Here is a 21,459-nt window from a genome sequence, read left to right as displayed (position 1 = left end):
CCTTCTTGCCGACCGGGCGGAGCCGCCGCCCGGCGGATCCGGCTGGCCTCCCCCCTGGCCGCGCCCGCATCGGGCCGCGCCGCCGCGGGAGAGGGTGCAATCATCACGAGCTGAGGACCGAGACGACCCGCCATGGACGAGATATTCGGCATTCCCGCGCCGCTGCTGTTCGGGCAGCTATTGCTTGGCCTGATCAACGGCGCCTTCTACGCGATGCTGTCGCTGGGCCTGGCGGTGATCTTCGGCCTGCTCAACATCGTCAACATGGCGCATGGCGCGCAGTTCATGATGGGCGCCTTCGCCGCCTGGATGCTGCTCGCCTGGGGCGGCATCGGCTATTGGTGGGCGCTGCTGCTGGCGCCGATCATCGTCGGCATCACCGGCGTGATCCTCGAAAAACTGTTCATCAGTCGACTCTACAAGCTGGACCACCTCTACGGGCTGCTGCTGACCTTCGGCCTGGCGCTGATCATCGAAGGCGTGTTTCGCAACGAGTTCGGCTCCTCGGGCCTGCCCTACCGCATCCCGCCCGAGCTCAGCGGCGCCTGGGACCTCGGCTTCATGTTCATGCCGGTCTACCGCGGCTGGGTCGTGGTGGCGGCGCTGGTCCTCTGCATCACCACCTGGCTGCTGATCGAGAAGACGCGCCTCGGCGCCTATCTCCGGGCGGCGACGGAGAATGCCGCACTGGTGCAGGCCTTCGGCGTGAACGTGCCGCGGATGGTCACGCTGACCTATGGCGCGGGCGTCGCGCTGGCGGCGGTCGGCGGCGTGCTCGCGGCCCCGATCTACTCGGTGAACCCGCAGATGGGCTCCAACCTGATCATCGTCGTCTTCGCGGTGGTGGTGATCGGCGGCATGGGCTCCATCCTCGGCTCCATCCTCACCGGCTTCGCGCTCGGCATCGTCGAGGGCCTGACGAAGGTCTTCTGGCCCGAGGCCTCCGCCACCGTCATCTTCGTCATCATGGCAATCGTGCTGCTCGCACGTCCTGCCGGCCTCTTCGGGAGGAAATGAGCATGGCCGACACCACCTCCATCACCGCCGCGGCGATCCCGGATGTCGCGCAGGAAGCGGGCGGCGTCTGGGGCTTCTCCCGGGCGCAGCTCGTCGGGCTCGGGATCCTGCTCGTCTTCCTCGTGGTGGCGCCCTTCGTGCTCTACCCCGTCTTCCTGATGAAGCTCTACTGCTTCGCCCTCTTCGCCTGCGCCTTCAACCTGCTGATCGGCTATGTCGGCCTGCTCAGCTTCGGCCATGCCGCCTATTTCGGCATGGGCGGCTATCTCGCCGGCCATGCGGCGAAGGTCTGGGGGCTGACGCCGGAGCTCTCCATCATCATCGGCGGCGTGACCGCCGGCCTGCTCGGCGTGTTGGCAGGATGGATCGCCATCCGCCGGCAGGGCATCTACTTCGCCATGATCACCTTGGCCCTGGCGCAGATGGTTTATTTCTTCTGCGTGCAGGCGCCCTTCACCGGCGGCGAGGACGGCATCCAGGCCATCCCGCGCGGCAACCTGTTCGGGGTGATCCCGCTCGACCGCGACCTGTCGATGTACTGGGTGGTCGCGGCGGTCTTCCTCGCCGGCTTCCTGCTCGTCCACCGCATCATCCATTCGCCCTATGGCCAGGTGCTGAAGTCGATCCGCGAGAACGAGCCGCGGGCGACCTCGCTCGGCTACCGCACGGATGACTACAAGCTGCTGGCCTTCATCCTCTCGGCCACGCTCGCCGGCGTCGCCGGGGCGACGAAGTCGATCGTCTTCGGCATCGCCACCCTGACCGACGTCCACTGGTCCATGTCGGGAGAGGTGGTGCTGATGACGCTGGTCGGTGGCCTCGGCACGATCTTCGGGCCGGTCGTCGGCGCGGCGGTGATCGTGACGATGCAGAACTACCTGGCCGAGATGGGCGCCTGGGTCACGGTGATCCAGGGCGTCATCTTCGTGGCCTGCGTGCTCGCCTTCCGCCGCGGCCTGATCGGCGAGCTGGCGGCGCTGCTCAAGGTGAAGCTTTAAACACCCTCCGCGAGGCCGTCCTGCGGCCTTGCGGCATCCTCCCGAGGCAGGGGCCTCGGGAGGGCAATCCCATCCTCAGCCCAGCCAGCGCAGCAGCAGCTCGACCACCTGCCGGGGCTGCTCCTGCTGCACCCAATGCCCGGCGCCTTCGACCAGATGCACCCCGCTCATCCGCGTGCAGGCGATCTCGCGCATCCGCCGCAGCGCGCCCGGTACCTGCTCGATCCCCCAGTCGCTGGCGCCGGCGATGAAGATCGAGGGGATGTCGATGGTCCGCCCGGCGAAGACCTGGGCCTCCGCCTCGAAACGCCCCGTGGTGCGGCAGCGATACCAGTTCAGCCCGCCCTGGAAGCCGGTGCGCCCATACTCCCCGGCATAGACGGCGAGATCGCTTTCGGGCAGCCAGCGGCAGGCGGCGATCGCCGCGGCATCGGGGCGTTCCGGCCGCACCGTCTCGGCCATGCCGCGGCCGAGATCCATGATGTAATAGGTCGGCATCTGCGCCAGCGCCTCGGCGCTCCAGCCGGCGAGGGGGAAGGGCCGGTTGCCCGGCCAGTCGGCGCTCTTCATGTGGTAATAGGTGCGCAGGAAGGCATGCACCCCCTCCGGGCAATGCCACATCTCGTCATTGGCGCCGGGCTCCGAATAGTACCACTGGTAGTGGCGGCGCGGCCGCGGCAGGGCCGCCAGCGCGGCATGGATGTCGGGCGCCGGGCCGCGCTGCGGCGTCTCCTCCGGCAGCGCCGGCGGCCCCGCGAAAGGGGCGCTCATCAGCGCCACGCGACGGAAGATGTCCGGCCGGATCAGCGCGCACCAGGCGGCCACCGGCGAGCCGAAGTCATGGCCGATGACCGCCTCCACATGTCCGTAGCCGAGCGCCGCGACGAGGCCGAGTTGGTCGCGGACGAGGTTCAGCATGCGGAAGGGCGCCAGATCGGCCTCGTAGCGGGTGTCGCATCCCGTGGTGCGGCCATAGCCGCGCTGATCCGGCGCGACGACATGATATCCGGCCGCGGCCAGCGCCGGCATGACCCGCCGCCAGGACCAGGCGAGTTCCGGGAAGCCGTGCAGCAGCAGCAGGCAGGGCTGGCCGGGAGTCCCGGCCTCCAGCAGGTGCATGGACAGCCCGTTGATGCCCGGGATGATCCGGGCACGGATACCGGGCGGCAGCACGCCCTCCTCGAGGGGCGGAAGCGTGGACATTGTCTCCTCCTGATCGATTGGTTCCGGCCGGTCGGCCCGGCCGCGCCCGTCACGCGGCCGGGCAGCCCTCCCAGATATTCGGCAGGGAGGTGTTCGCATAGCCGGACACGAATTCCTGCGCCGCGCCGGTCACGGGATCGAAGCTGTGTCGCCGCACCGCCCCGATATTGCCGCCGTAGCAGTGGATGCTGATGCTGACCTCCGGCGTCGCGTTCTCGACCGCGTGGATGTCGTAGGTGGCCTGGCCGACGGCCGCCACCTCGCCCGGCTGCAGCCTTTCCCGCAAGCCGGGCTGCGGCGGCGTGCCGGCCGGCCCCAGCCTATATTCGGTGGAGAGTTCCGAGCCGCGGAGCTGGCCGACCAAGCCCCATACCAGATGGTCATGGATCGGCGTCCGTTGCCCCGGCCCCCAGACGAAGCTGACCAGGCTGAAGCGCTCCAGCGGATCGCAATGCAGCAGGTATTGCCGGTAGCGCGGCCCCGCCTCGGCGCAGGTCGCCGGCAACCAGTCATCCGTCGCCACCAGGCGGCGGAGCAGGGCGGCCCCCTCCGTCAGGCAGGCCGCCTCGCCACCGCCGGCCTCCAACAGCCGGGTCATGTCCTAGATGAAGCTGCGCAGTCGGACGTTCCCCACCATCGTGATGCTCCCTTGCCACGGCGAACCCCGGCCCACCCAGGGTGTTGCCCTGCCTGCGGAGGCGCAAGATGAGCGAAGATCCCGAACGTCTTTTCCTGGCCGATGATGGCACGATCCCGAACAACCCGCGGCTGCCGGCGCTGCTGTTCCGCGCCGCGCTGCCGCCCGGGGAGCCGGAGGCGGCGGAAGCCCTGTTCGCCCGGCATGGCTGGCCACCCGCCTGGCGGAACGGCATCTACGATTACCACCACTACCACCCGGATGCGCATGAGGCGCTGGCGATCGTCCGCGGCGACGTCCGGGTGATGCTTGGGGGCGAGGCGGGGCAGGCACTCGACCTGACGGCCGGCGATGTCGTGGTGCTGCCGGCCGGGACGGGCCACCGCAACCTGGGCGCCAGCCCCGACCTCCTGGTGGTCGGCGCCTATCCGCCGGGACAGTCGCCGACCGAGTATCGCGGCCGGCCCGGGGAGCATGCGAAGGCGGTGCCGCAGATCACCCAGCTTCCCGATCCGGCCTGCGAGCCGGTGCGCGGCGGCGCCTGGCCTCTGTAGCGGGACTGCAGGCCCCGCCATCCATGGCTGGGCGACCGGCCCGATCTGCCTTAGAAACAACGAGCAACGGGGGCGCCGGCCTGCCCGGCAGGGAGGCGCGGCAGGGGAGAGGGATGCCGCGCGTCGCCGTCGGTCACCAGTGGGCAGGGCACGGCGCGGGATGAGCGCGCTCGGCATCGCCCTCCTCGCCTTCGCGCTCGGCGTCGCCGCCGCCTCCCTCGGGCTCTGGCTGCGCTCCATCCTGCCGGCGCACCATCTCGAGCCCGACTCGCGCGACGCCATGCAGCTTGTCCTGGCGTTGGTCGCCAGCATGGCGGCGCTGGTGCTCGGCCTGCTCGTCAGCACGGCGCAGACCGTCTATCGCAGCCAGGGCGAGAACCTCCTCTCCCTCGCCGCCGACGTCGTCAGCCTCGACCGGGTGCTGCTCCGCTACGGCTCGCCGGCGGAGGAGGTGCGCCTGGTGCTCCGCCGGGACGTCCGCGCCGAGTTCGCCACCGTCATGACGGAGGAGGGCGTCATGGCGCGGAGGATGCTGCCGGAAGCGCGGCTGAACCTGCTCGAGCCCCTGAACGAGGCGCTGCAGCGGCTGCGCCCCGGGACGGAGGCGCAGCGCCACGACCTCGACCTCGCCCTGGACCTGGCCGAGGGCATCACGCGCACCCGGATGCTGATGGCGGCGCAGCAGGAGAGCACGCTGCCGATCCCCTTCCTCGGTGTCCTCATGTTCTGGCTGGCGGTGCTGTTCCTCGGCTTCGGCCTGATGACCCGGCCCAATGCCACCGTTGTCGTGGCGATGCTGCTCGGCGCGCTCGCGGTGGCCAGCGCGCTGTTCCTCATCATCGAGCTCGACCGGCCCTTCGACGGGCTGATGCATCTCTCGAGCGCCTCGCTGCAGACCGCGCTTCGGGCGCTGGAAGCCCGATAGGGGAGGCTGCCCGGTCTCCCCTCTGGTTGGATGGGGCCCGCTATGGGAGGCTGGAGGGCGAAGGAGGCAGCGCCATGACCGATCTCTTCGAGATCCTGCACGGCACCCGGGCGATGCGGCGGCTGAAGCCCGATCCGGTGCCGGACGCGCTCATCCTGCGGATCCTCCGCGCCGGCACGGCGGCGGCGAATGGCGGCAACACCCAGCGTTGGCGCTTCCTGGTGCTGAAGGACCCGGCTCGCAAGCGCGCCGTGCAGGCCTGGTACAAGAAGGCCTATGACGAGGTGATCGGCCCCCGCTATGCGAGCAGCCCGCCGCCGCCGGGGGCGGATGCGGCGAAATACGCGCGCCAGCACGCCGCCGTCGAATACCTGACCGAGCATTTCCACGAGGCGCCGGTCTGGATCGTCGCCTGCTTGCTGGAGGACAAGCCGACGCGCTGGTCCGGCGCCTCGATCTATCCGGCGGTGCAGAACATGCTGCTCGCGGCGCGCGCCCTCGGCCTCGGCTCGACGCTCACGACGCGCCATCTGCTCTTCGAGGCGGAAGCGGAGGCGGCGCTCGGCCTGCCGCCCGGCGCGCATAGCTACGCCATCCTGCCGATCGGCTGGCCGATGGGGAGATTCGGCCCAGTCGGCCGCGGGCCCCTCGCCGAGATCACCTATCTCGACGACTGGGGCAGGCCCTGGGAGGCCGCCAAAGGCGAGTAGGCCGGGGCAGGGCCCCGGCCCGCCCGGTCAGGCCGCCGCGCCGACCAGCACGACGCGGCCGGTGATCTGGCCGTTCTTCAGCCGGTTGAGCACCGCATCGGCATTCTTCTGCGGCTGCGTCTCGACCGGGATCGCCGGGATCTGGCCCTTCTTGGCGATGTCGATCAGCGCCCGCAGCTCCTTCACGTTGCCTACATAGCTGCCCTGGATGGTGATGGCGCGGATCGGCATCAGCGGCAGCGGGATCTGCATCTCGCCGCCGAAGAGGCCCACCTGCACCAGCTTGCCGCCCTTGCGCAACGCGTCGAAGGCGAAGCGCGACGTCTGGGTGCCGTTCACCAGGTCGATGACGCCGGCGACCGGCCCGCCGCAGGCCTCGACGATCCGCTGCGTCGTGCCCTCGTTGCTCGCCAGCACGGTCTCGGTCGCGCCCTGCTCCTTCGCCGCATCCAGCTTCTTCTGGTCGACATCCACGGCGCAGATGCGCTTGTGGCCGAGCGCCTTCAGGATGGCGATGGCGTTCAGGCCGAGGCCGCCGGCGCCGACCAGCACGATCGGCTCGTTCGGGTCGATCGGCATCAGCTTGTTGATCGCCGAATAGACGGTGATGCCGGAGCAGGCATAGGTCGCGGCCAGCGCCGGATCCACGCCCTCGATATCGACCAGGTGCTTCACATGCGTCGCCAGCACATGCGTCGCATAGCCGCCATTCTGGTAGACGCCGAGGCTGCGCGGCGTCAGGCACATATTCTCCTCGTCCTTCTGGCAGACGGCGCATTTGCCGCAGCCGACCCAGGGATAGACGACGCGGAGATCGCCGACCTTGGTGCCCTGGCCCTCCGCCTCCGGCCCGAGCTTGACCACGCGCCCAACGATCTCGTGGCCCATCGCCAGCGGCAGCACCACGCCGCGATCGGTCAGGCGCATCTTGCCGCGCGAGCCGAGATCGTACTCGCCCTCCCAGATATGCAGGTCGGAATGGCAGACGCCGGCATGGGTGACCTCGAGCAGGACCTCGGCGCCCTTCGGCTCCGGCGTCGGCATCTCGATCTCCTGCAGCGGCTTGCCGGTTTCGACGACAGCCCAGGCACGCATGGCGTTCTCTCCCGAAAGGAATGGTGGCGCATGGGACAACTGCGCGCCCGCGCGGTCAAGGCGTGCGCCAAAGGGGGCGTTGCCCCAAAGGGGCGCTTCCAAGGGGTGCGCTAATCCACGGTGATGCCACGGTCCCGCACCACCTTCCCCCATTCGGCGATCTGCTGGTCGAGGAAGGCGGCGAAGGCCTTCGGCGTCGAGGCGACGACGTCCACGCCCTGGCCCTCCTCGAGCTTGCGCCGCAGCTCCGGCTCGGCGAGGGCGGCGGCCAGCGCCGCATGGAAGCGGGCGGTGACGGGCGCCGGGATGCCTGCCGGGCCGAGCATGCCCCAGAAGGCCTCCGCCACGACACCCGGGAAGCCGGCTTCCGCGAAGGTCGGCAGATCCGGCAGGGCGGCCGAGCGACGCGGCCCGCTCTGCACCAGCGCCCGCAGCCGCGTGCCGACCTGCCCGCCGAGCCCGACGCGCGAGGCGATGGCGAGATCGACCTCCCCCGCCGCTGCGGCCGCGGCCAGCGGGCCGCCGCCGCGATAGGGCACGTGCACCAGCCGCAGCCCGGTATTCTGCTGCCAGACCTCCATGGTGAGATGCGCCAGGCTGCCGGCGCCGACGGTGCCGTAGGTGACGCTGTCGGGCTTCGCGCGCGCCGCCGCGGCGACCGCGGCGAGGCTGGTCCAGGGCCGGCCGAGCGGTGTCGTCAGCAGCATCGGCGCGGTGGCCACCAGCATCACCGGCACGAAGTCGCGCCGCGCATCGAAGCCGAGCTGCGGGTTCAGCGCATTTGCGGTGGCGTGGCTGTCGAAGACCAGGACCCAGCTCTGGCCATCCGGCGCGGCGCGCGCCGCCGCCGCGGTGCCGAGCGCCCCCGCGGCGCCCGAGCGGTTCTCGACCACCACCGGCACGCCGAGGCCCGCCTGCAGCGAGGGCGCGAGCAGCCGCAGGATGGTGTCGACGCTGCCGCCGGGCGGGAAGGGGGCGATCAGCCGGATCGGGCCGGCGGGCCAGGCCTGCGCCCAAGCCGGCGCCCGGGCCGGCGCGGCGGCGAAGGCCGGGGCTGCGAGGAGGAGGCTGCGACGCTGCATGCGGGAATCCCGGACCCGGCCGAGACCCCTCGCCGGGCCCGCCATCCTAGTTCGCCGCCTGCCGATGCGAAATGGCGGCGCGCCTCAGCCGGCGCGGGCGCCCGATCCGCTGCCGCCCGAGGCGCGCGCCGCCAGAAGGGCGCGGCGGATCTCCGCCTCGGCCTTCTCCAGCTCCTTGGTCGCGCTGGCGCGCTGCGCCTGGGCGTCCTGGGCAATGCGCAGGCTGTCCTCGATGGTGGCGACCAGCGAGGCATTCGCCTTCTTCACCGCCTCGATGTCGAAGACACCGCGCTCGAGCTGCACCCGCGCCTCTGCATTGCCCTGGCGCAGCCGCTCGGCATTGCCGACCAGCAGGTCATTGGTGAGGTCGGTTGCCTCCTTCAGCGTCCGGCCGGCCTCGCGCATGGTCTGGATGGCGAGCGCCTGGGCAAGCTGCTGCCGCCAGAGCGGCACGGTATTGGCGATGACGCTCTGGATCTTGGCGGCGAGCGCCTTGTCGTTCTCCTGGATCAGCCGGATGGAGGGCAGGGCCTGCATCGCCACCTGCCGCGTCAGCCGCAGGTCGTGCACCCGGCGCTCCAGCTCGTCGCGGGCGCTGCGCAGGTCGCGCAGCCGCTGCGCCGCGACGCTGTCGCCGTTCTCCACCTCCCGCGCCATGGCGGGCACCGCCTCCTCGTCGACGCGCCGCAATACCGACTCGCCGGCGGCGATGTGGTCGCCAAGCGCGTGGAACCAGTCGAGCGTCGCGCGGTAGAGCCGCTCCAGCTTCTCCACATCCTCGAGCAGCCGGGTGCGATGGCTGTCGAGCCGGTCCCCGACCTCCTCCACCTGGCCCTTGATGGTCTCGTAGCGCTGCACGACCTTCGCTGTCTCGGCGCCGGCCTTGTTGAAGATGCGCGCGAAGAAGCCGGGCTTCTCGGCGAGGCCGCGCATGTCGAAGCCGCGCAGCGTGCCGAGCAGGGTGGAGAGGGTGACGCCGGCCTCGCCGGCCTCGCGGTTGCGGGCGCCCTCCAGCATGGCATCGGCGGCCAAGGTCGCGCGGTTCTGCGCATCCTGGCCGAAGCGCAGGATGCTACCGGGATCGGCGATGTCGATGCGTGCGGCGAGCGCCTGCACCTCCGCCTCGCGCCCGTCCCGCGCCATCTCGGGCACCGCCTCGGGCACCTTCTCGAGCGCAGCCTCCAGCGCCTCGGGCGTGATGTCGCGCAACTGCGATTGCGCCGTCCTCGTCTTGCTGCCGCTCATCGATAGCCTTCCTCGCGCAAGCGGTCCGACAGGACCTTCACCTGGATCTCCAGCGCCTCGCTCTCCTCGCGCGAGAGGCGCTGCCGCAGCTCGCCCGCCGTCCGGGTCAGCTCGTCGAGCAGGCCCGGCAGGGTCTCGGGCGGCGCCGCCCCGGCCTCCAGACGCTGCACGATGCGGTCGAGCCCGTCGAGCTGCACGGTGAGGAAGCGGCGCGCCATGGGCAGCCGGTCCGGCCGCGCCGTCAGGTCGTCCAGCACCCCGCCCATCGCCGCCGCCACCCCCTGCAGCCGCCAGTCGCCGCGGCGCTGCGCCACCGTCTCGATGCGGGCGAGGCGGCCGCGGCTCTCCTCCACCAGCGCCGGCGGCGCGGCGGGCGGCTCGGGCTCCGGCACCGGCTCGGGCGGCGGCGGGGGCGGCGCGGTCTCGGGTAGGGCGGTGTAGGTGAGTCGCGTGCCGTAGAGCGCGCCGGCAGCCATGACGAAGGGAAAGATCGAGCCCATGTCGGCCGCCATATGCGCCGCCAGGCCGGTGCCGACCGCCATGAGCCAGGCGGCGCGGTTGGCATCGCCAAGCCGGCCGCGCCGCAGCACTCGCGTCGCCAGCAGGCTGGCGCCGAAGCCGAGCAGCGAGCCGGTGACGATCCGGTTGTCGCCGCCCAGCGCCGCGAACAGCGCCGCGGCCAGCAGGGGGGAGGCGAAGATCGGCAGGGCGTAGCCGCGGAAGCGGGTGCGCAGCCCGATCCAGCCGCCGAGCAGGTCGCGCAGCATCAGTCGAACAGGCTGCCGATGCCGCGGAACAGCGCGATCATGCCGGTCAGCCAGAGCGTGACGGTCAGCAGCGCACCGCCCCAGGCCCAGACGAGCGGGGTGTGCAGCGCCGGCGGCGGGGAAGCCTCCACGGGCTGCCGCCACGGCCCGGCGCCAGGCGCAGCCTGGGGGGTGGGCATGGTCGGCGGAGGCGCGTTGCGCGTGTCCATTGCGCGGCGTTACATCGCGCCGGGAGGGCGGCGTATCAAGCGGCGCCCCTGTAACGATACATGACAGGCGGGAGCGCAGCATGGACAAGGTGGCCGTGGTGGGGGCGGGGCTCATCGGCCGCGCCTGGGCGATGGTCTTCGCGCGCGCCGGGCTCTCCGTCTCGCTCTGGGACAAGATGGACGGCGTCGCCGGCCGGGCGATGGGGCTGATCGCCACGAGCCTCGCCGATCTCCATGCCGCCGGGCTGGTGCAGGAGGCGCCGACGGCGATCATCGCCCGCATCGCCCCCGCCGCGACGCTCGCCGAATGCGTCGCCGGCGCGGTGCATGTGCAGGAGAACGGGCCGGAGCGGCTCGGCCCGAAGCAGGAGCTCTTCACCGAGCTCGACCGGCTCTGCCCGCCCGATGTGGTGCTGGCAAGCTCGACCTCCGGCATCCCGGCCAGCGAGTTCACCGGCAACCTGCCCGGGCGCGGCCGCTGCCTGGTCGCGCATCCGGTGAACCCGCCCTATCTCATCCCGCTGGTCGAGCTGGTCGGCGCGCCCTGGACCGATCCGGCTGCGGTGGCGCGGTGCCGGGCGCTGATGCAGCGGGTCGGGCAGGTGCCGGTCACCGCCTTGAAGGAGACGCGCGGCTTCGTCCTGAACCGTTTGCAGGCGGCGCTGATGGCCGAGGCCTTCCGCATGGTGCGGGACGGGGTGATGTCGGCCGAGGATGTCGATGCCTGCGTGAAGGACGGGCTGGGCCTGCGCTGGTCCTTCATGGGGCCCTTCGAGACGATCGACCTGAATGCGCCCGGTGGCGTCGCGGATTACGTCGCCCGCTTCGGGCCGTTGATGGGCGGCATCACCGAGGAGCAGACGCCCTATGACTACGACGCCGCGACGGTCGGGCGCGTCGCGGCCGAGCGGCGCGCCGCGCTGCCGCTCGAGGAGATCGAGGCACGGAGCGCCTGGCGTGACCGGCGGTTGATGGCCCTCATGACGCATAAGCTCGGCCAGCCCGGCTGAGGCGAGGCTGGGGCGATCGCCGATTCCGGCTGCACGGAGCGGCGGCAACGCGCCTAGGCTTCCCTGCCTGACAGGAGGGGACGCCCATGAAAAACGAGATCGACGCCGCGCTGCGCCGCGCCGTGGAGAGCGGCGCGGTGCCCGGCATCGCCGCCGCCGCCGGCCATGCCGGGGGGCTGCTCTACGAGGGCGGCTTCGGCCGCCGCGGCCTCGACCAGGAGGCGGCGATGACGCCGGATACGGTGGTCTGGATCGCCTCCATGACCAAGGCGATCACCACGGTGGCGGCGCTGCAGCAGGTGGAGGCGGGGCGCCTCTCCCTGGACGGGCCGATCGCCGAGGTGCTGCCGGATCTGGCGCAGCCGCAGGTGCTGACCGGCTTCGCACCCGAGGGCGGCGAGCCGATGCTGCGGCCCGCCCGCCGGCCGCTCACCCTGCGCCACCTGCTGAGCCACACGGCGGGCTTCGGCTACGACTTCTTCAATGCCGAGATCGGCGCCTTCATGGCGGCGCGCGGCGTGCCGGGCGTCATCAGCTGCGAGCGCGCCGCCCTCGCCACGCCGCTGCTCGCCGAGCCGGGGGAGCGCTGGGAATACGGCATCGGCATCGATTATGCGGGGCTGGCGGTCGAGGCGGTCACCGGGCAGCGGCTGGATGCGGTGCTGCGCGAACGGGTGCTCGACCCGCTCGGCATGCGGGATACCGGCTTCCGGCTGGGCGCGACGCAGCGGGCGCGGCTCGCCTCGATGCATGCCAAGGCGCCGGACGGGACACTCTCGGTCATCCCCTTCGAGGTGCCGCAGGAGCCGGAATTCCACATGGGCGGCGGCGGCCTCTACGGCACGGTGCTCGACTATCTGCGCTTCTGCCGCATGTGGCTGAACGGCGGCACGCTCGACGGCGCCCGCATCCTGGCGCCCGAGACGGTGCGGGAGGCGATGCGCGACCAGATCGCGCCGCTCGAGGTGCCGCCGCTGCGCTCGGCGATCCCCGCCTCGACCAACGACCTCGAGCTCTTCCCCGGCATGCGGAAGGGGTGGGGGCTGTCCTTCCTGATCAACATCGAGGACGTGCCGCAAGGCCGCGCCGCCGGCAGCCTCGCCTGGGCGGGGCTGGCCAACACCTATTACTGGATCGACCCGCGGCGTGACCGGGCCGGGGTGATCGCCACCCAGATCCTGCCCTTCGCCGATGCCGCGGTGCTGGAAGCCTTCGCGGCGATGGAGCGGGCGGTCTACGCCGGCTGAGGCGCGGTGTGCCGTCTCAGCGCTGCGGCGTCGCCTTCGCCTGGCCGACCGTCATGGCGGCCAGCGTCTCGAAGGAGGCGGAGCGGGCGCCGACCGGCATCTCGGCCAGCTGCTCGAAGCGCATGCTGCGCTGCATCGAGGTGTCGGCGGCGAAGCGCGTCGCCGGCACGTCGTCCGGGCGGTTGTAGATGAAGCCGTAGGTCGGATAGACCTTGCCGAAGCTGGTCGTGTCGTAGGCGAGCTGCACCCGGACCTCCGACCAGTCATTCGCCTCGGAGACATCGACCACGTTGATGTTGTGCATGATCGTGCCCTTGCGGATGCCGGTCCCGCCCCAGTTGGCATGGTCGATCAGCACATGGCGCGGGCCGAGCACGCGGCTCACCACGGCGACATGGCCGAGGCGCATGCCGGCGGTGGCGCGGAAGGCCATGATCGAGCCCGGCTCCGGACGCTCGCCGCGGTCGTAGCGGCCGGCCGCATTCGCCCACCAGTCGCCGCCATTGCCACGGATCTGCATGCCGGTGACGTCGCGCGCATAGGGAACGCAGGAGATGCCGGCGGTCCGGCCGGCCGCGCGATAGGCCGTGCGGACATGCCGGCGCGCGGTGGAGGAGGCGTGGGCACCCGTCTGGCGTTTCGCGGCATGGCCGGCCGGCTGGCCCGGATTTGCGGCCTCAGCGTTATTTGTTACGAAACCATAATTAAATGCCACGCACAATGCCAGGGTCGTACCCGCGACGCGCATATTGCCTGCCCCCGTTATTGCCCCTGTTGCGATGGCGCCACGAAGAGCGGAGCGCCGCGGCAAGGCCTTGCTTCACGCCTCACGGAGCCATCGTCGCGATTTGGCTAACAAGCCGTTACAGCGGGGGCAATCCGCGGCGGCGAAACACATCGCAACGGCGTTTGATTTGTTGGATCGGACACCGCTAGCGGGCGCGTGAACGGACTTGTGTCCTAAAAATGCGAATAATCAAAGCTGACACAACAGTGTGGCAGCAGGATTGCCACAGTTCCGGCGACTGGATCGGATGAAGAATATCCAGCCGACTCAGAGTCCTTCCAGGCAATCCTGCCTGGAAGGTGAAGCCGGACGGGCCAATGATTGCATGCAGCCCGGCCATGCCGCGTCGCAATACGATGCTTCCGTCACCTCGCCGCCTACCGCGTCGCAGCAATGCTTGTCGGGGCGGGCAGGGGCCAGTGCGCGGCGCTCACGCGACGTGCCCGCGAACGCCGCGGGCAGGGTCAGCGGCAGGCGGTGACCATGATCTCCACCAGGTGCCGCGGGTCCGCCATGTTGGCCTCCACGCAGGCCCGCGCCGGCCGGCCGGCCTCACCCAGCCAGGACACCCAGACCTTGTTCATGGCGTCGCGGTCGCTGATCTTCTTCACCCAGATCTGCGCCGTCAGCAGCCGCGTCTTGTCAGTGCCGTTATTCTCCAGCGCCTGGTCGATCTTGGCGACGACTTCCTGGGTCTGGCCGGTAATGTCCTTCGACAGGTCATCGGCAGTGATGCCGGCGAGGAAGACGAAGTTGTGGTACTCGACCGAGGTCGACAGGATGGCGTTGCTGCCCTGGCGGGTGATCTTGGACATCGACGGGCCTCTCCGTTGCAGGAGAGGCGGTTCTAGACCGGAAACTTCGGCCCGTCAGCCAGGGGGCGGCCGTCCAGGACCAGCCCATGCCCGTCCGGGTCGTGCAGCAGGCGCGTTTCGTCGGCTCCGTCCGGCGACGCGACGGGAATGAGCCGCAACCGCGTCGCCGCCAGATCCGCCTCGCGCAGCCCCGCCGGCCGTGGTCGCGACTGCAGGGCCGCGGCATAGCCGAGCAGTTCGAGATGCGGCGGCGCCGCGGCCGGACGCAGGGCGGTCACCTGCACCCGGGCGCCGGGAAGCCCGTCGAGCCGCGCCTGCTCCGGTCCTTCATTGTCGCTGCCGCCGGCCGGCGCGAAGCCGAGCCCGGCATAGAAGGCGATGCTCGCCGCGCTGTCCGCGACGGCGATGGCCGAATGGTCGATGCCGAGACAGGGCCCGCCCGGCGCCGCCTGCCAGGCCGGGGGGCGGCGCCCGGGCGGGAATTCCAGCAGCTCCAGCGGATGTCCTTCGGGATCGCGGAATTTGAAGGCGGTGACGCCGCCCGACCGTTCGGGCAGGCGCTGCGGCCCATCGGTCGTGATCGGCGTCCAGCCCGGCTGCAACAGGAGATGTGCATAGGCGGCGCGCATATCGGCGGTGACGATCGCCATGTGCTGGAACCAGAGGTCGCAGCTGCGGCTGTCCGCCGGATAGGGGCGGCCGGGCGGATCGGCGGCCCAGAGCTCGATCGCCTGCGCGCCGAGTTGCAGCCGCAGCACCTCGCCGCCGGCGCCGTCCTGGCCGATGAGGCACGCGACCGCCGCGCCGGCCAGCGCCGGCCCCACCGCCCGGAAGCCGAAAGCCGCCTCGTAGAAGGCGGCGAGCCGCCCGGTATCGGCGGTGCTGAGGCTGACCGCCGCGATGCGCCAGCCCGCCGTCACGGCCAGTGCGCGCCGCGGCGGTTGAGGAAGATGGCGTAGAGGCTGTGCGAGGCAGCGATGAACAGCCGGTTCTTCATCACCCCGCCGAAGGCGAGGTTGGACACCCGATGCGGCACCAGCACCTTGCCGAGCAGCTGGCCTTCGGGGCTGATGCAATGCACGCCATCCGCGGCGCTGGACCAGATGTTGCCGTCCTCGTCTACCCGCATGCCGTCGCAGTAGCCCGGCGAGACGGCGTGGAAGAAGCCGCCGCCGGACAGCCGCTCGCCATCGGGCGAGACATCGAAGACGCGGATGAACTGCCGCGGCGCGTCGCCAGTCTGGTCGCCGGTCTCGGCGACGTAGAGACGGCGCTCGTCGGGGGAGAAGGCCAACCCGTTCGGCCCGTCGAAATCCCCGGCCATGACGCGGATCTCGCCGCTCTCCGGCGCGAAGCGATAGAGCGCCGGCGGCTGCTCCGATTCCTGCCGCCCGCCCTCGTAGTCGTTCTGGATGCCGTAGAGCGGATCGGTGAACCAGATCGTCCCGTCCGACCGCACCACCACGTCGTTCGGCGCGTTGAGTCGCTTGCCGGCATGCTGCGCGACCAGCCGCGTCACCCTGCCGTCGAGCTCCGTGCGGTAGAGGCAGCGGCCGCGATGCGAGCAGGCGATCAGCCGTCCCTGCCGGTCGCGCGTCTGTCCGTTCGCGTAATCCGAGGGGGCGCGGTAGATGCTGACACCCGCCTCCTCGGTCCAGCGCATGGTGCGGTTGCGCGGCAGGTCCTGAAAGAGCAGGCAATCCGCATCGCCCATCCAGACCGGCCCCTCGACCCAGCGGAAGCCGGAGGCCAGTAGCTCGAGCGGCGCATTGCCGAGCACGTAATGCGCGAAGCGCCGGTCATGGACCTCGAAGCCCTCCATGGCCGCTACCGGAACCGGCAGGGCGCGTCGGGCTGCGGCGGGTCGTCCATCTGCACCACCATCAGCACCGCCGGTTCCTCGCCGACCGTGCCGGAGAGATGGCCCTTGCGGCCGCCCCGCTCGCGCGTGCCCTGATCCTCGCCGAAGGAGATCTCGCCCGGCCCCATCTCGACGCGCTGCCCGTCCATGGATTCGACGAACCAGCGGCCGGAGAGGGGAATGATCCATTGCGGCTGCGGGTTCTCGTGCCAGTCGCCGACCCAGCCCACCGGCTGCACCGTCACCATCACCGTCATGCCGCCATGCGTCTTCCTGCCCTGCCATTGCGGAGCCGCGGGCGGGTTCATCGAATGCAGCGCGAACTCCGTCATGGTGCAGCGCCGCTGGCGGCTGACGCCCTCCGCGTCGGTCCAGAGATGCCAATAGGGAATGCGTGGCGATGCGTCGCTCATCTCAGCCTCCGGTCATCCAGGCGGCATAGGGGTGCGTCGAGGCGAAGGGATCGGCGAGGAAGGCGCCGAGCGCGCTGCCGCCGCTGCCGAAGGCCAGCAGCAGGAAGCCGCCTGCGAGGGAGAAATTCTTCAGGAAATCCCAGAACAGGGTGCGCCCCCGGCTCTCGCCCGCCTGCCAGAAATCCCCGGGCTGCCAGAACCGCTTCCAGAGCAGCGCCGTCACCATGCAGTAGCCGGCGAGGACGAGCGCGGCGAGGCGGTCGGCGGTGCCGGTGAGGATGCCAAGCGGCATCAGGATCTCGACGCCGAGCCCGGACAGGATCAGCAGCCGCGCGAGCGCAGGGCTTGGCGCGATCTCGCGGGCCTGGCCGACGGCGCCCTGGAAATTCAGGATTTTGTCGAGTGCGCTGAAGGGCAGGAACAGGATGACCAGCAACAGCCGGACCGCAAGCGTCACCACGACGTCAGATGCCATGTCGCCCTCCGCCAGGCGCCGCCATCGGGCGGGCCGGCCCGTACCGTCGCTGCCCTATCGCCAGCGTATGGCGGTGGTTCCGCCCCCCGCCGCGGAACGCCCGGCGACCGCCTCGCGTTGGCCGTCGCACCGGGCCGAGGAACGGGGCTTTCCATGGCTGCAGAACGCTACGACGTGATCATCATCGGCTCCGGCCCCGGCGGCGGGACCATGGCTTGGCGCCTGGCACAGACGGGCAAGCGGATCCTGCTGCTCGAGCGCGGCGAGTATCTCCGGCGCGAGAAGGAGAATTGGGACAGCCGCGCCGTCTTCCTCGACGGCCGCTACCAGGCGGCGGAGACCTGGACCAACGCCGCCGGCGAGACCTTCCATCCCGGCCTGCACTATTTCGTCGGCGGCAACAGCAAGGTCTACGGCTCGGTGCTGTTCCGGCTGCGGCTGGAGGATTTCGGCGAGATCCGTCATCCGGACGGCATCTCGCCCGCCTGGCCGGTCGGCTACGACGTCTTCGAGCCCTATTACCAGGCGGCGGAGGAGCTCTACCACGTGCACGGGCTGCGCGGGGAGGATCCGACCGAGCCGCCCGCCGTAAAGCCCTATGCCTATCCTCCCGTCTCGCACGAGCCGCGCATGCAGGAGCTCTTCGACGATCTGAAGCGCGTGGGCCATCATCCCTTCCACCTGCCGGTCGGCATCCTGCTCGACGAGCGGGACGGCGAGCCGGTACCGCATTCGCCCTGCATCCGCTGCTCCACCTTCGACGGCTTTCCCTGCCTGGTGAACGGCAAGGCGGATGCGCAGGTGATCTGCGTCGATCCGGCGCTGCGGGCGCATCCCAATCTCACCCTGATGACCGGCACCCTGGTCGAGCGGCTGCACACCGATCCGGCGGGCCGCACCGTGACCGAAGTGGAGGCGGTCCGCGGCGAGGAGAGGCTGCGCTTCGCCGCGGATTGCGTCGTCGTCGCCTGCGGCGCGCTCTCCTCGGCGCTGCTGATGCTCCGCTCGGCGAGCGACGCGCATCCAAACGGCCTGGCCAACGGTTCCGGCCTCGTCGGCCGCAACTACATGCGGCACAACAATGCGGCGGTGATGGCCGTCTCCCGCCGGCCGAACCCGACACGCTTCCAGAAGACGATCGGGCTGAACGACTTTTACCTGGGGACGCCGGACTGGGACTACCCGCTCGGCCATATCCAGATGCTCGGCAAATCGGACGGGGTGCAGATCGAGGCCGAGGGGCTGCCGGGCTTCCTGCAATGGCTGCCCGCCCAGCCCTTCGACTGGGTCGCCCAGCACTCGGTGGATTTCTGGATCACCTCCGAGGATCTGCCGCTGCCGCAGAACCGCATCCACTATCGCGACGGCCAGGTGCATCTCGACCTGACCGAGACCAATATGGAGGCGCATCGCCGGCTGCGGGAGAAGCTGCGCCTGCTCTGCGACGGGCTCGACATCCACCCGCATCTGCTCGACCGCCGGCTCTATCTCGGCCGCGACATCCCGATCGGCGGCACCGCGCACCAGGCGGGCACGCTCCGCTTCGGACCCGACCCCGCCAGCGCGGTGCTCGACCTCGATTGCCGGGCGCATGAGCTCGACAACCTCTATGTCACCGATGCGAGCTTCTTCCCCTCGATCGGCGCGGTGAACCCGACGCTCACCATCATCGCCAACGCGCTGCGGGTCGGCGACCATATCGCGGCGCGTCTGGCCGGGCATTGAGCCTGGCCTCGCGTCATCGCGCCGCGACCCTTGCCTCCTGCCGGTCCTCGAGCGCCGCGACCATGCCGGGCAGGCGCCGCCAGCCCCAGGCGAGCACGCCGAGGGCGAGCAGCATCGCCAGGATGGTCGGCAGCCGCAGCCCGAACAGCTCGCCGAGGATGCCGAGCAGCAGCGCGCCGAGCGCCGGGCAGGCGCGGGTGATCAGCCCCCAGAGGCTGAGCACGCGGCCGCGCATCGCGGCATCGGCGGCGTTCTGCACCAGGGTCTGGGTGGTGATGCCATGCGCCGAGCCCGCCGCGCCCATGGCCGCCGCGCAGAGCAGGGCGAAGGGGAAGAAGCCGGTGGCGACGAAGCCGACGGTGCAGAGCGCCTGCACGCCGACGGCGCCGATGGCGATGCGCGTCGTGCCCTGCATGCGGCCCCGGTTGGCGACCCAGAGGCCGGAAATCAGCGCGCCGATGCCGATGCTCGCCGTCAGCATCGCCAGCCCGTCCGGCCCGCGATGGAACAGCCGCTCGACATAGGGCGGCAGGATCTCCTGCACGCCGCGCATCAACACGGCGCAGATCGCGGCGAAGACCAGCAGCGGCCCGATGCCCGGATGCCGCCCGGCATAGCGGAAGCCGGCCGCCGTCTCGGCCCAGACGCTGCCCTCCGGTGCATGTCCGCGGCGCTGTCCCGGCTCCACCCGCAGCAGCGGCATGGTGGCGCAGGCGATGACATAGGCGCCGCAGTTGAACAGCACCGCCGGCACCACGCTGCCCGTCGCGATCAAGGGCCCGGCGATGGCGGGGCCGATGAAGCGGGCGACGTTGAAGCAGAGCGAGTTGCAGGCGACCGCCGCCGGCAGGTCGGCACGCGGCACCAGGCCGGGCATCAGGCTCTGCCGCGCCGGCTGCGAGAAGCTGGCCGCGGTGCCGCTCAGCGCCTCGAGCGCCAGCAGGATGCCGATGCTGATCTCGCCCGTCGCCACCATGGTGGCGACCAGCGCCGCCTCGCAGGCGATGACCGCCTGGGAGAGCATGGTCAGCCGCACCCGGTCCATGCGGTCGGCGATCGCCCCGGCGATCGGGCTGAAGATGACGGCCGGCGCGAGGTCGGAGAAGGCGACCATGCCGACCCAGAAGGCGCTGCGCGTCATCTCCCAGGCGAGCCAGGAGACGGCGATCCGGTGCACCCAGAGCCCGGTCCAGGAGACCAGCGAGGCGGCGAAGAAAAGGCGCGCGTCGCGATGGGACAGGGCGCGCCCGAGGGCGCCGAAGCCGGCCATGCCGCTAGGCCCCGCGCCGTCGACGGCGCGGGGCGCGAGCCTGGAGGCGCCGCATCCTCAGCGCTGCGGCGGGGTGCGGGTGTTCTCCTGGACGCATTGGTCGGCGAGGCGGTCGCGCTCGAAGAGGCGCCCCAGCCGGTCGGTCTCGGTGCGCTGCGAATAGATGCTGGCCTGCGAGCCGACGCGGGAATCGCGCTCGTCCTCGCGCATGAGCTGGCCGCGGTCGCGGGTGACGATGATGCGGTCGGCGTCGCGGCGGCAGGCGGCGGCCACCGCCGCCTGGTCCTGCACCGCCCGGCCCGGCGGCGGCGCGACATAGACCCCGCCCGGATTGCTCGGGATCACCGGCGGCGGGCCCTCGCGCGGCGGCGGCGGAGCGAAGCTGATGGGGGCGATGGCCGGGTCGCGGCCGCCCCCGGCGCAGGCGGCGAGGCCGGCCAGCGCGAGGCCCGGCAGCACGCCGCGGAGGAAGGGCGACGCGCGGCGGGACGGGCAGGGCAGGGGGCGGATCATGCGAATCATCTCATGCAATGCGGCGCTGCTCGGCGCCTGGCGGCAGACGGTCCGACAATAGCCGCCGAAGTCCCGCCTCGTCGAACCTCGCCCCCGGATCGAGCGGCATGGAGGCGGCGGCGTCGAGCAGCGCCGGATGCAGGTCGATGCCTTCCGGCGTCACGTCGAAGAGCGGCGCGAGGGCCGGCACCCGGCCGAGCACCTCAACAAGGGCGAGCAGGCGCAGGCACAGCGCCAGGCCGGGCAGCGTGTCGAGCCCGACAGCCGCGTCGATCGCCTCCGCCCAGCAGCCGGCATCGGCATCGGTGATGGCGATCTCGGTCGACTCGCCGCCGGGCCGGGCGAAGCGCAGCAGCCGCGGCGCGCCCCAGAGATGCCGCGTCGCGGCCTGGCGGGCGAGCGACCAGGCGGAGAGCAGGGCGGCTGGCGCCACCACGGGCAGGCGCTCGGGCGGCACAGGGATGGCATAGGCAAGGGCCCCAGCGGGCGTGCGGAGGATGCGGATGGGACCAGGCATCATCAGAGAGTGGGGACCGGAATCGCCGGGGGAAAGGGCGATCCCCTCCCATCCCGCCCGGCCCGGCGGCGCCCGCTGTTCCAGGACTTCGCCGCCCGATCAGGCAGATCCGCCCGGGCAGCCTGTCCTGTCAGCGCCCGCCGAGATAGCGCCGGTCGCCGGAGGGCGTGTAGACGAAGGGTTCGTTGAGGGCGCTGCGGCAGGGCCGCTCCCAGGTGCAGCGGCCGGGGCCCGGCGGTGGCGGCGCGTTCGGGCTGGGCGGCGCCAGCGACGCGATCGCCCCGGGCTTCGGCGGCTCGGCCGCGCCGCCGGCCAGGCTGGCGATGCCGAGCCCAAGGCCGGCGGTCAGCAGGATGATCGCTCGCTGCATCGGACTCCCCGCGA

General features: G+C 71.3%; 25 protein-coding genes. 8 read left to right on the top strand and 17 right to left on the bottom strand.

Going from position 1 to position 21,459, the window contains the following annotated elements:
• Nucleotides 1–132 precede the first annotated feature (132 nt).
• Together HJG45_RS11330 and HJG45_RS11325 are read left to right on the top strand one after the other, a co-directional pair.
• Nucleotides 133–1,017 carry a branched-chain amino acid ABC transporter permease gene (locus HJG45_RS11330; protein WP_171612236.1) on the top strand — a complete coding sequence of 295 codons (885 nt, stop codon included), beginning with the start codon at nt 133–135 and terminating at the stop codon, nt 1,015–1,017.
• A gap of 2 nt (nt 1,018–1,019) precedes the next feature.
• Nucleotides 1,020–2,015, top strand: coding sequence for a branched-chain amino acid ABC transporter permease (locus tag HJG45_RS11325; protein WP_171612235.1), 996 nt, complete (start codon nt 1,020–1,022; stop codon nt 2,013–2,015).
• Between the two features lie 75 nt (nt 2,016–2,090).
• Here HJG45_RS11325 and HJG45_RS11320 read toward each other — a convergent pair whose 3' ends face one another.
• Together HJG45_RS11320 and HJG45_RS11315 are read right to left on the bottom strand one after the other, a co-directional pair.
• A complete protein-coding gene (locus tag HJG45_RS11320) occupies nt 2,091–3,218 on the bottom strand; it encodes an alpha/beta fold hydrolase (RefSeq protein WP_171612234.1) in 1,128 nt (375 codons plus the stop codon).
• Nucleotides 3,219–3,267: 49 nt separating this feature from the next.
• Entirely contained in the window at nt 3,268–3,816 is a 549-nt protein-coding gene (locus tag HJG45_RS11315; RefSeq protein WP_254452450.1) for a cysteine dioxygenase, read from the bottom strand.
• 107 nt (nt 3,817–3,923) lie between these two features.
• Between HJG45_RS11315 and HJG45_RS11310 the strand changes: the two genes are divergently transcribed.
• The 3 genes from HJG45_RS11310 to HJG45_RS11300 all read left to right on the top strand — a co-directional run bounded on the left by HJG45_RS11310 (nt 3,924) and on the right by HJG45_RS11300 (nt 6,044).
• Entirely contained in the window at nt 3,924–4,409 is a 486-nt protein-coding gene (locus HJG45_RS11310; protein WP_171612233.1) for a cupin domain-containing protein, read from the top strand.
• A 160-nt stretch (nt 4,410–4,569) separates the two neighbouring features.
• Complete coding sequence (locus tag HJG45_RS11305; protein ID WP_171612232.1) at nt 4,570–5,334, top strand: hypothetical protein; 765 nt, start codon at nt 4,570–4,572, stop codon at nt 5,332–5,334.
• Nucleotides 5,335–5,408: 74 nt separating this feature from the next.
• A complete protein-coding gene (locus tag HJG45_RS11300; RefSeq protein ID WP_171612231.1) occupies nt 5,409–6,044 on the top strand; it encodes a nitroreductase family protein in 636 nt (211 codons plus the stop codon).
• A gap of 27 nt (nt 6,045–6,071) precedes the next feature.
• Here the strand turns inward: HJG45_RS11300 and HJG45_RS11295 are convergent, their stop codons facing one another.
• The 5 genes from HJG45_RS11295 to HJG45_RS29205 form a co-directional block, all read right to left on the bottom strand.
• The gene (locus HJG45_RS11295) at nt 6,072–7,139 is read right to left on the bottom strand and encodes an alcohol dehydrogenase (protein ID WP_171612230.1); all 1,068 of its coding nucleotides are present in this window, start codon (nt 7,137–7,139) and stop codon (nt 6,072–6,074) included.
• 110 nt (nt 7,140–7,249) lie between these two features.
• Nucleotides 7,250–8,221, bottom strand: coding sequence for a tripartite tricarboxylate transporter substrate-binding protein (locus HJG45_RS11290; protein WP_171612229.1), 972 nt, complete (start codon nt 8,219–8,221; stop codon nt 7,250–7,252).
• 84 nt (nt 8,222–8,305) lie between these two features.
• On the bottom strand, nt 8,306–9,466 hold the full coding sequence (locus tag HJG45_RS11285; protein ID WP_254452449.1) for a toxic anion resistance protein: 1,161 nt from the start codon (nt 9,464–9,466) through the stop codon (nt 8,306–8,308).
• Nucleotides 9,463–10,233, bottom strand: coding sequence for a hypothetical protein (locus HJG45_RS11280; protein ID WP_171612228.1), 771 nt, complete (start codon nt 10,231–10,233; stop codon nt 9,463–9,465). The genes HJG45_RS11285 and HJG45_RS11280 overlap by 4 nt, the downstream gene beginning before the upstream one ends.
• Nucleotides 10,233–10,364: a hypothetical protein gene (locus HJG45_RS29205; protein ID WP_302479740.1), complete on the bottom strand. Its 132-nt coding sequence runs from the start codon at nt 10,362–10,364 to the stop codon at nt 10,233–10,235. The genes HJG45_RS11280 and HJG45_RS29205 overlap by 1 nt, the downstream gene beginning before the upstream one ends.
• A gap of 158 nt (nt 10,365–10,522) precedes the next feature.
• On the opposite strand from HJG45_RS29205, the gene HJG45_RS11275 reads away from it, so the two are divergent.
• Together HJG45_RS11275 and HJG45_RS11270 are read left to right on the top strand one after the other, a co-directional pair.
• Nucleotides 10,523–11,452 (top strand): 3-hydroxyacyl-CoA dehydrogenase, encoded by a 930-nt coding sequence (locus HJG45_RS11275; protein WP_171612227.1) that lies wholly within the window; start codon nt 10,523–10,525, stop codon nt 11,450–11,452.
• 86 nt (nt 11,453–11,538) lie between these two features.
• Nucleotides 11,539–12,699 carry a serine hydrolase gene (locus HJG45_RS11270; protein ID WP_171612226.1) on the top strand — a complete coding sequence of 387 codons (1,161 nt, stop codon included), beginning with the start codon at nt 11,539–11,541 and terminating at the stop codon, nt 12,697–12,699.
• A gap of 16 nt (nt 12,700–12,715) precedes the next feature.
• On the opposite strand, the gene HJG45_RS11265 is transcribed toward HJG45_RS11270, so the two are convergent.
• From HJG45_RS11265 to HJG45_RS11240, 6 genes are all read right to left on the bottom strand, one after another.
• Nucleotides 12,716–13,447, bottom strand: coding sequence for a CHAP domain-containing protein (locus HJG45_RS11265; protein ID WP_171612225.1), 732 nt, complete (start codon nt 13,445–13,447; stop codon nt 12,716–12,718).
• A gap of 503 nt (nt 13,448–13,950) precedes the next feature.
• Entirely contained in the window at nt 13,951–14,301 is a 351-nt protein-coding gene (locus HJG45_RS11260; protein WP_171612224.1) for a RidA family protein, read from the bottom strand.
• Between the two features lie 32 nt (nt 14,302–14,333).
• Nucleotides 14,334–15,221, bottom strand: a complete 888-nt coding sequence (locus HJG45_RS11255; RefSeq protein ID WP_171612223.1) for a VOC family protein — start codon at nt 15,219–15,221, stop codon at nt 14,334–14,336.
• Nucleotides 15,218–16,123: an SMP-30/gluconolactonase/LRE family protein gene (locus HJG45_RS11250; protein ID WP_171612222.1), complete on the bottom strand. Its 906-nt coding sequence runs from the start codon at nt 16,121–16,123 to the stop codon at nt 15,218–15,220. Before HJG45_RS11250 ends, HJG45_RS11255 begins: the two co-directional genes overlap by 4 nt.
• Before the next feature lie 5 nt (nt 16,124–16,128).
• Nucleotides 16,129–16,575 (bottom strand): cupin domain-containing protein, encoded by a 447-nt coding sequence (locus tag HJG45_RS11245; RefSeq protein ID WP_171612221.1) that lies wholly within the window; start codon nt 16,573–16,575, stop codon nt 16,129–16,131.
• Nucleotide 16,576: 1 nt separating this feature from the next.
• The gene (locus HJG45_RS11240; RefSeq protein ID WP_171612220.1) at nt 16,577–17,050 is read right to left on the bottom strand and encodes a DoxX family protein; all 474 of its coding nucleotides are present in this window, start codon (nt 17,048–17,050) and stop codon (nt 16,577–16,579) included.
• Between the two features lie 153 nt (nt 17,051–17,203).
• Between HJG45_RS11240 and HJG45_RS11235 the strand changes: the two genes are divergently transcribed.
• Complete coding sequence (locus HJG45_RS11235) at nt 17,204–18,775, top strand: GMC oxidoreductase (protein WP_171612219.1); 1,572 nt, start codon at nt 17,204–17,206, stop codon at nt 18,773–18,775.
• A 13-nt stretch (nt 18,776–18,788) separates the two neighbouring features.
• On the opposite strand, the gene HJG45_RS11230 is transcribed toward HJG45_RS11235, so the two are convergent.
• The 4 genes from HJG45_RS11230 to HJG45_RS11215 form a co-directional block, all read right to left on the bottom strand.
• Nucleotides 18,789–20,045 (bottom strand): MFS transporter, encoded by a 1,257-nt coding sequence (locus HJG45_RS11230; RefSeq protein WP_171612218.1) that lies wholly within the window; start codon nt 20,043–20,045, stop codon nt 18,789–18,791.
• Nucleotides 20,046–20,102: 57 nt separating this feature from the next.
• Nucleotides 20,103–20,558 carry a hypothetical protein gene (locus tag HJG45_RS11225; protein WP_171612217.1) on the bottom strand — a complete coding sequence of 152 codons (456 nt, stop codon included), beginning with the start codon at nt 20,556–20,558 and terminating at the stop codon, nt 20,103–20,105.
• A gap of 10 nt (nt 20,559–20,568) precedes the next feature.
• Complete coding sequence (locus HJG45_RS11220) at nt 20,569–21,078, bottom strand: hypothetical protein (RefSeq protein ID WP_171612216.1); 510 nt, start codon at nt 21,076–21,078, stop codon at nt 20,569–20,571.
• Nucleotides 21,079–21,205: 127 nt separating this feature from the next.
• A complete protein-coding gene (locus HJG45_RS11215) occupies nt 21,206–21,445 on the bottom strand; it encodes a hypothetical protein (protein WP_171612215.1) in 240 nt (79 codons plus the stop codon).
• Nucleotides 21,446–21,459: the final 14 nt, after the last annotated feature.

Source organism: Roseicella sp. DB1501, from assembly GCF_013112485.1.
GTDB lineage: Bacteria > Pseudomonadota > Alphaproteobacteria > Acetobacterales > Acetobacteraceae > Paracraurococcus.
The sequence above is the reverse complement of the archived record's forward strand: the minus strand, read 5'-3'. Positions and strand labels throughout refer to the sequence as shown.

What these genes read in the sequence shown, in the direction of transcription:
- HJG45_RS11320 (WP_171612234.1), bottom strand. Translation starts at nt 3,218, where the DNA reads ATGTCCACGCTTCCGCCCCTCGAGGAGGGCGTGCTGCCGCCCGGTATC.
- HJG45_RS11240 (WP_171612220.1), bottom strand. Translation starts at nt 17,050, where the DNA reads ATGGCATCTGACGTCGTGGTGACGCTTGCGGTCCGGCTGTTGCTGGTC.
- HJG45_RS11215 (WP_171612215.1), bottom strand. Translation starts at nt 21,445, where the DNA reads ATGCAGCGAGCGATCATCCTGCTGACCGCCGGCCTTGGGCTCGGCATC.
- HJG45_RS11235 (WP_171612219.1), top strand. Translation starts at nt 17,204, where the DNA reads ATGGCTGCAGAACGCTACGACGTGATCATCATCGGCTCCGGCCCCGGC.
- HJG45_RS11265 (WP_171612225.1), bottom strand. Translation starts at nt 13,447, where the DNA reads ATGCGCGTCGCGGGTACGACCCTGGCATTGTGCGTGGCATTTAATTAT.
- HJG45_RS11295 (WP_171612230.1), bottom strand. Translation starts at nt 7,139, where the DNA reads ATGCGTGCCTGGGCTGTCGTCGAAACCGGCAAGCCGCTGCAGGAGATC.
- HJG45_RS11330 (WP_171612236.1), top strand. Translation starts at nt 133, where the DNA reads ATGGACGAGATATTCGGCATTCCCGCGCCGCTGCTGTTCGGGCAGCTA.
- HJG45_RS11280 (WP_171612228.1), bottom strand. Translation starts at nt 10,233, where the DNA reads ATGCTGCGCGACCTGCTCGGCGGCTGGATCGGGCTGCGCACCCGCTTC.
- HJG45_RS11275 (WP_171612227.1), top strand. Translation starts at nt 10,523, where the DNA reads ATGGACAAGGTGGCCGTGGTGGGGGCGGGGCTCATCGGCCGCGCCTGG.
- HJG45_RS11300 (WP_171612231.1), top strand. Translation starts at nt 5,409, where the DNA reads ATGACCGATCTCTTCGAGATCCTGCACGGCACCCGGGCGATGCGGCGG.
- HJG45_RS11270 (WP_171612226.1), top strand. Translation starts at nt 11,539, where the DNA reads ATGAAAAACGAGATCGACGCCGCGCTGCGCCGCGCCGTGGAGAGCGGC.
- HJG45_RS11290 (WP_171612229.1), bottom strand. Translation starts at nt 8,221, where the DNA reads ATGCAGCGTCGCAGCCTCCTCCTCGCAGCCCCGGCCTTCGCCGCCGCG.
- HJG45_RS11245 (WP_171612221.1), bottom strand. Translation starts at nt 16,575, where the DNA reads ATGAGCGACGCATCGCCACGCATTCCCTATTGGCATCTCTGGACCGAC.
- HJG45_RS11225 (WP_171612217.1), bottom strand. Translation starts at nt 20,558, where the DNA reads ATGATCCGCCCCCTGCCCTGCCCGTCCCGCCGCGCGTCGCCCTTCCTC.
- HJG45_RS11315 (WP_254452450.1), bottom strand. Translation starts at nt 3,816, where the DNA reads ATGACCCGGCTGTTGGAGGCCGGCGGTGGCGAGGCGGCCTGCCTGACG.
- HJG45_RS11250 (WP_171612222.1), bottom strand. Translation starts at nt 16,123, where the DNA reads ATGGAGGGCTTCGAGGTCCATGACCGGCGCTTCGCGCATTACGTGCTC.
- HJG45_RS11305 (WP_171612232.1), top strand. Translation starts at nt 4,570, where the DNA reads ATGAGCGCGCTCGGCATCGCCCTCCTCGCCTTCGCGCTCGGCGTCGCC.
- HJG45_RS11220 (WP_171612216.1), bottom strand. Translation starts at nt 21,078, where the DNA reads ATGATGCCTGGTCCCATCCGCATCCTCCGCACGCCCGCTGGGGCCCTT.
- HJG45_RS11325 (WP_171612235.1), top strand. Translation starts at nt 1,020, where the DNA reads ATGGCCGACACCACCTCCATCACCGCCGCGGCGATCCCGGATGTCGCG.
- HJG45_RS11260 (WP_171612224.1), bottom strand. Translation starts at nt 14,301, where the DNA reads ATGTCCAAGATCACCCGCCAGGGCAGCAACGCCATCCTGTCGACCTCG.
- HJG45_RS11285 (WP_254452449.1), bottom strand. Translation starts at nt 9,466, where the DNA reads ATGAGCGGCAGCAAGACGAGGACGGCGCAATCGCAGTTGCGCGACATC.
- HJG45_RS11230 (WP_171612218.1), bottom strand. Translation starts at nt 20,045, where the DNA reads ATGGCCGGCTTCGGCGCCCTCGGGCGCGCCCTGTCCCATCGCGACGCG.
- HJG45_RS11310 (WP_171612233.1), top strand. Translation starts at nt 3,924, where the DNA reads ATGAGCGAAGATCCCGAACGTCTTTTCCTGGCCGATGATGGCACGATC.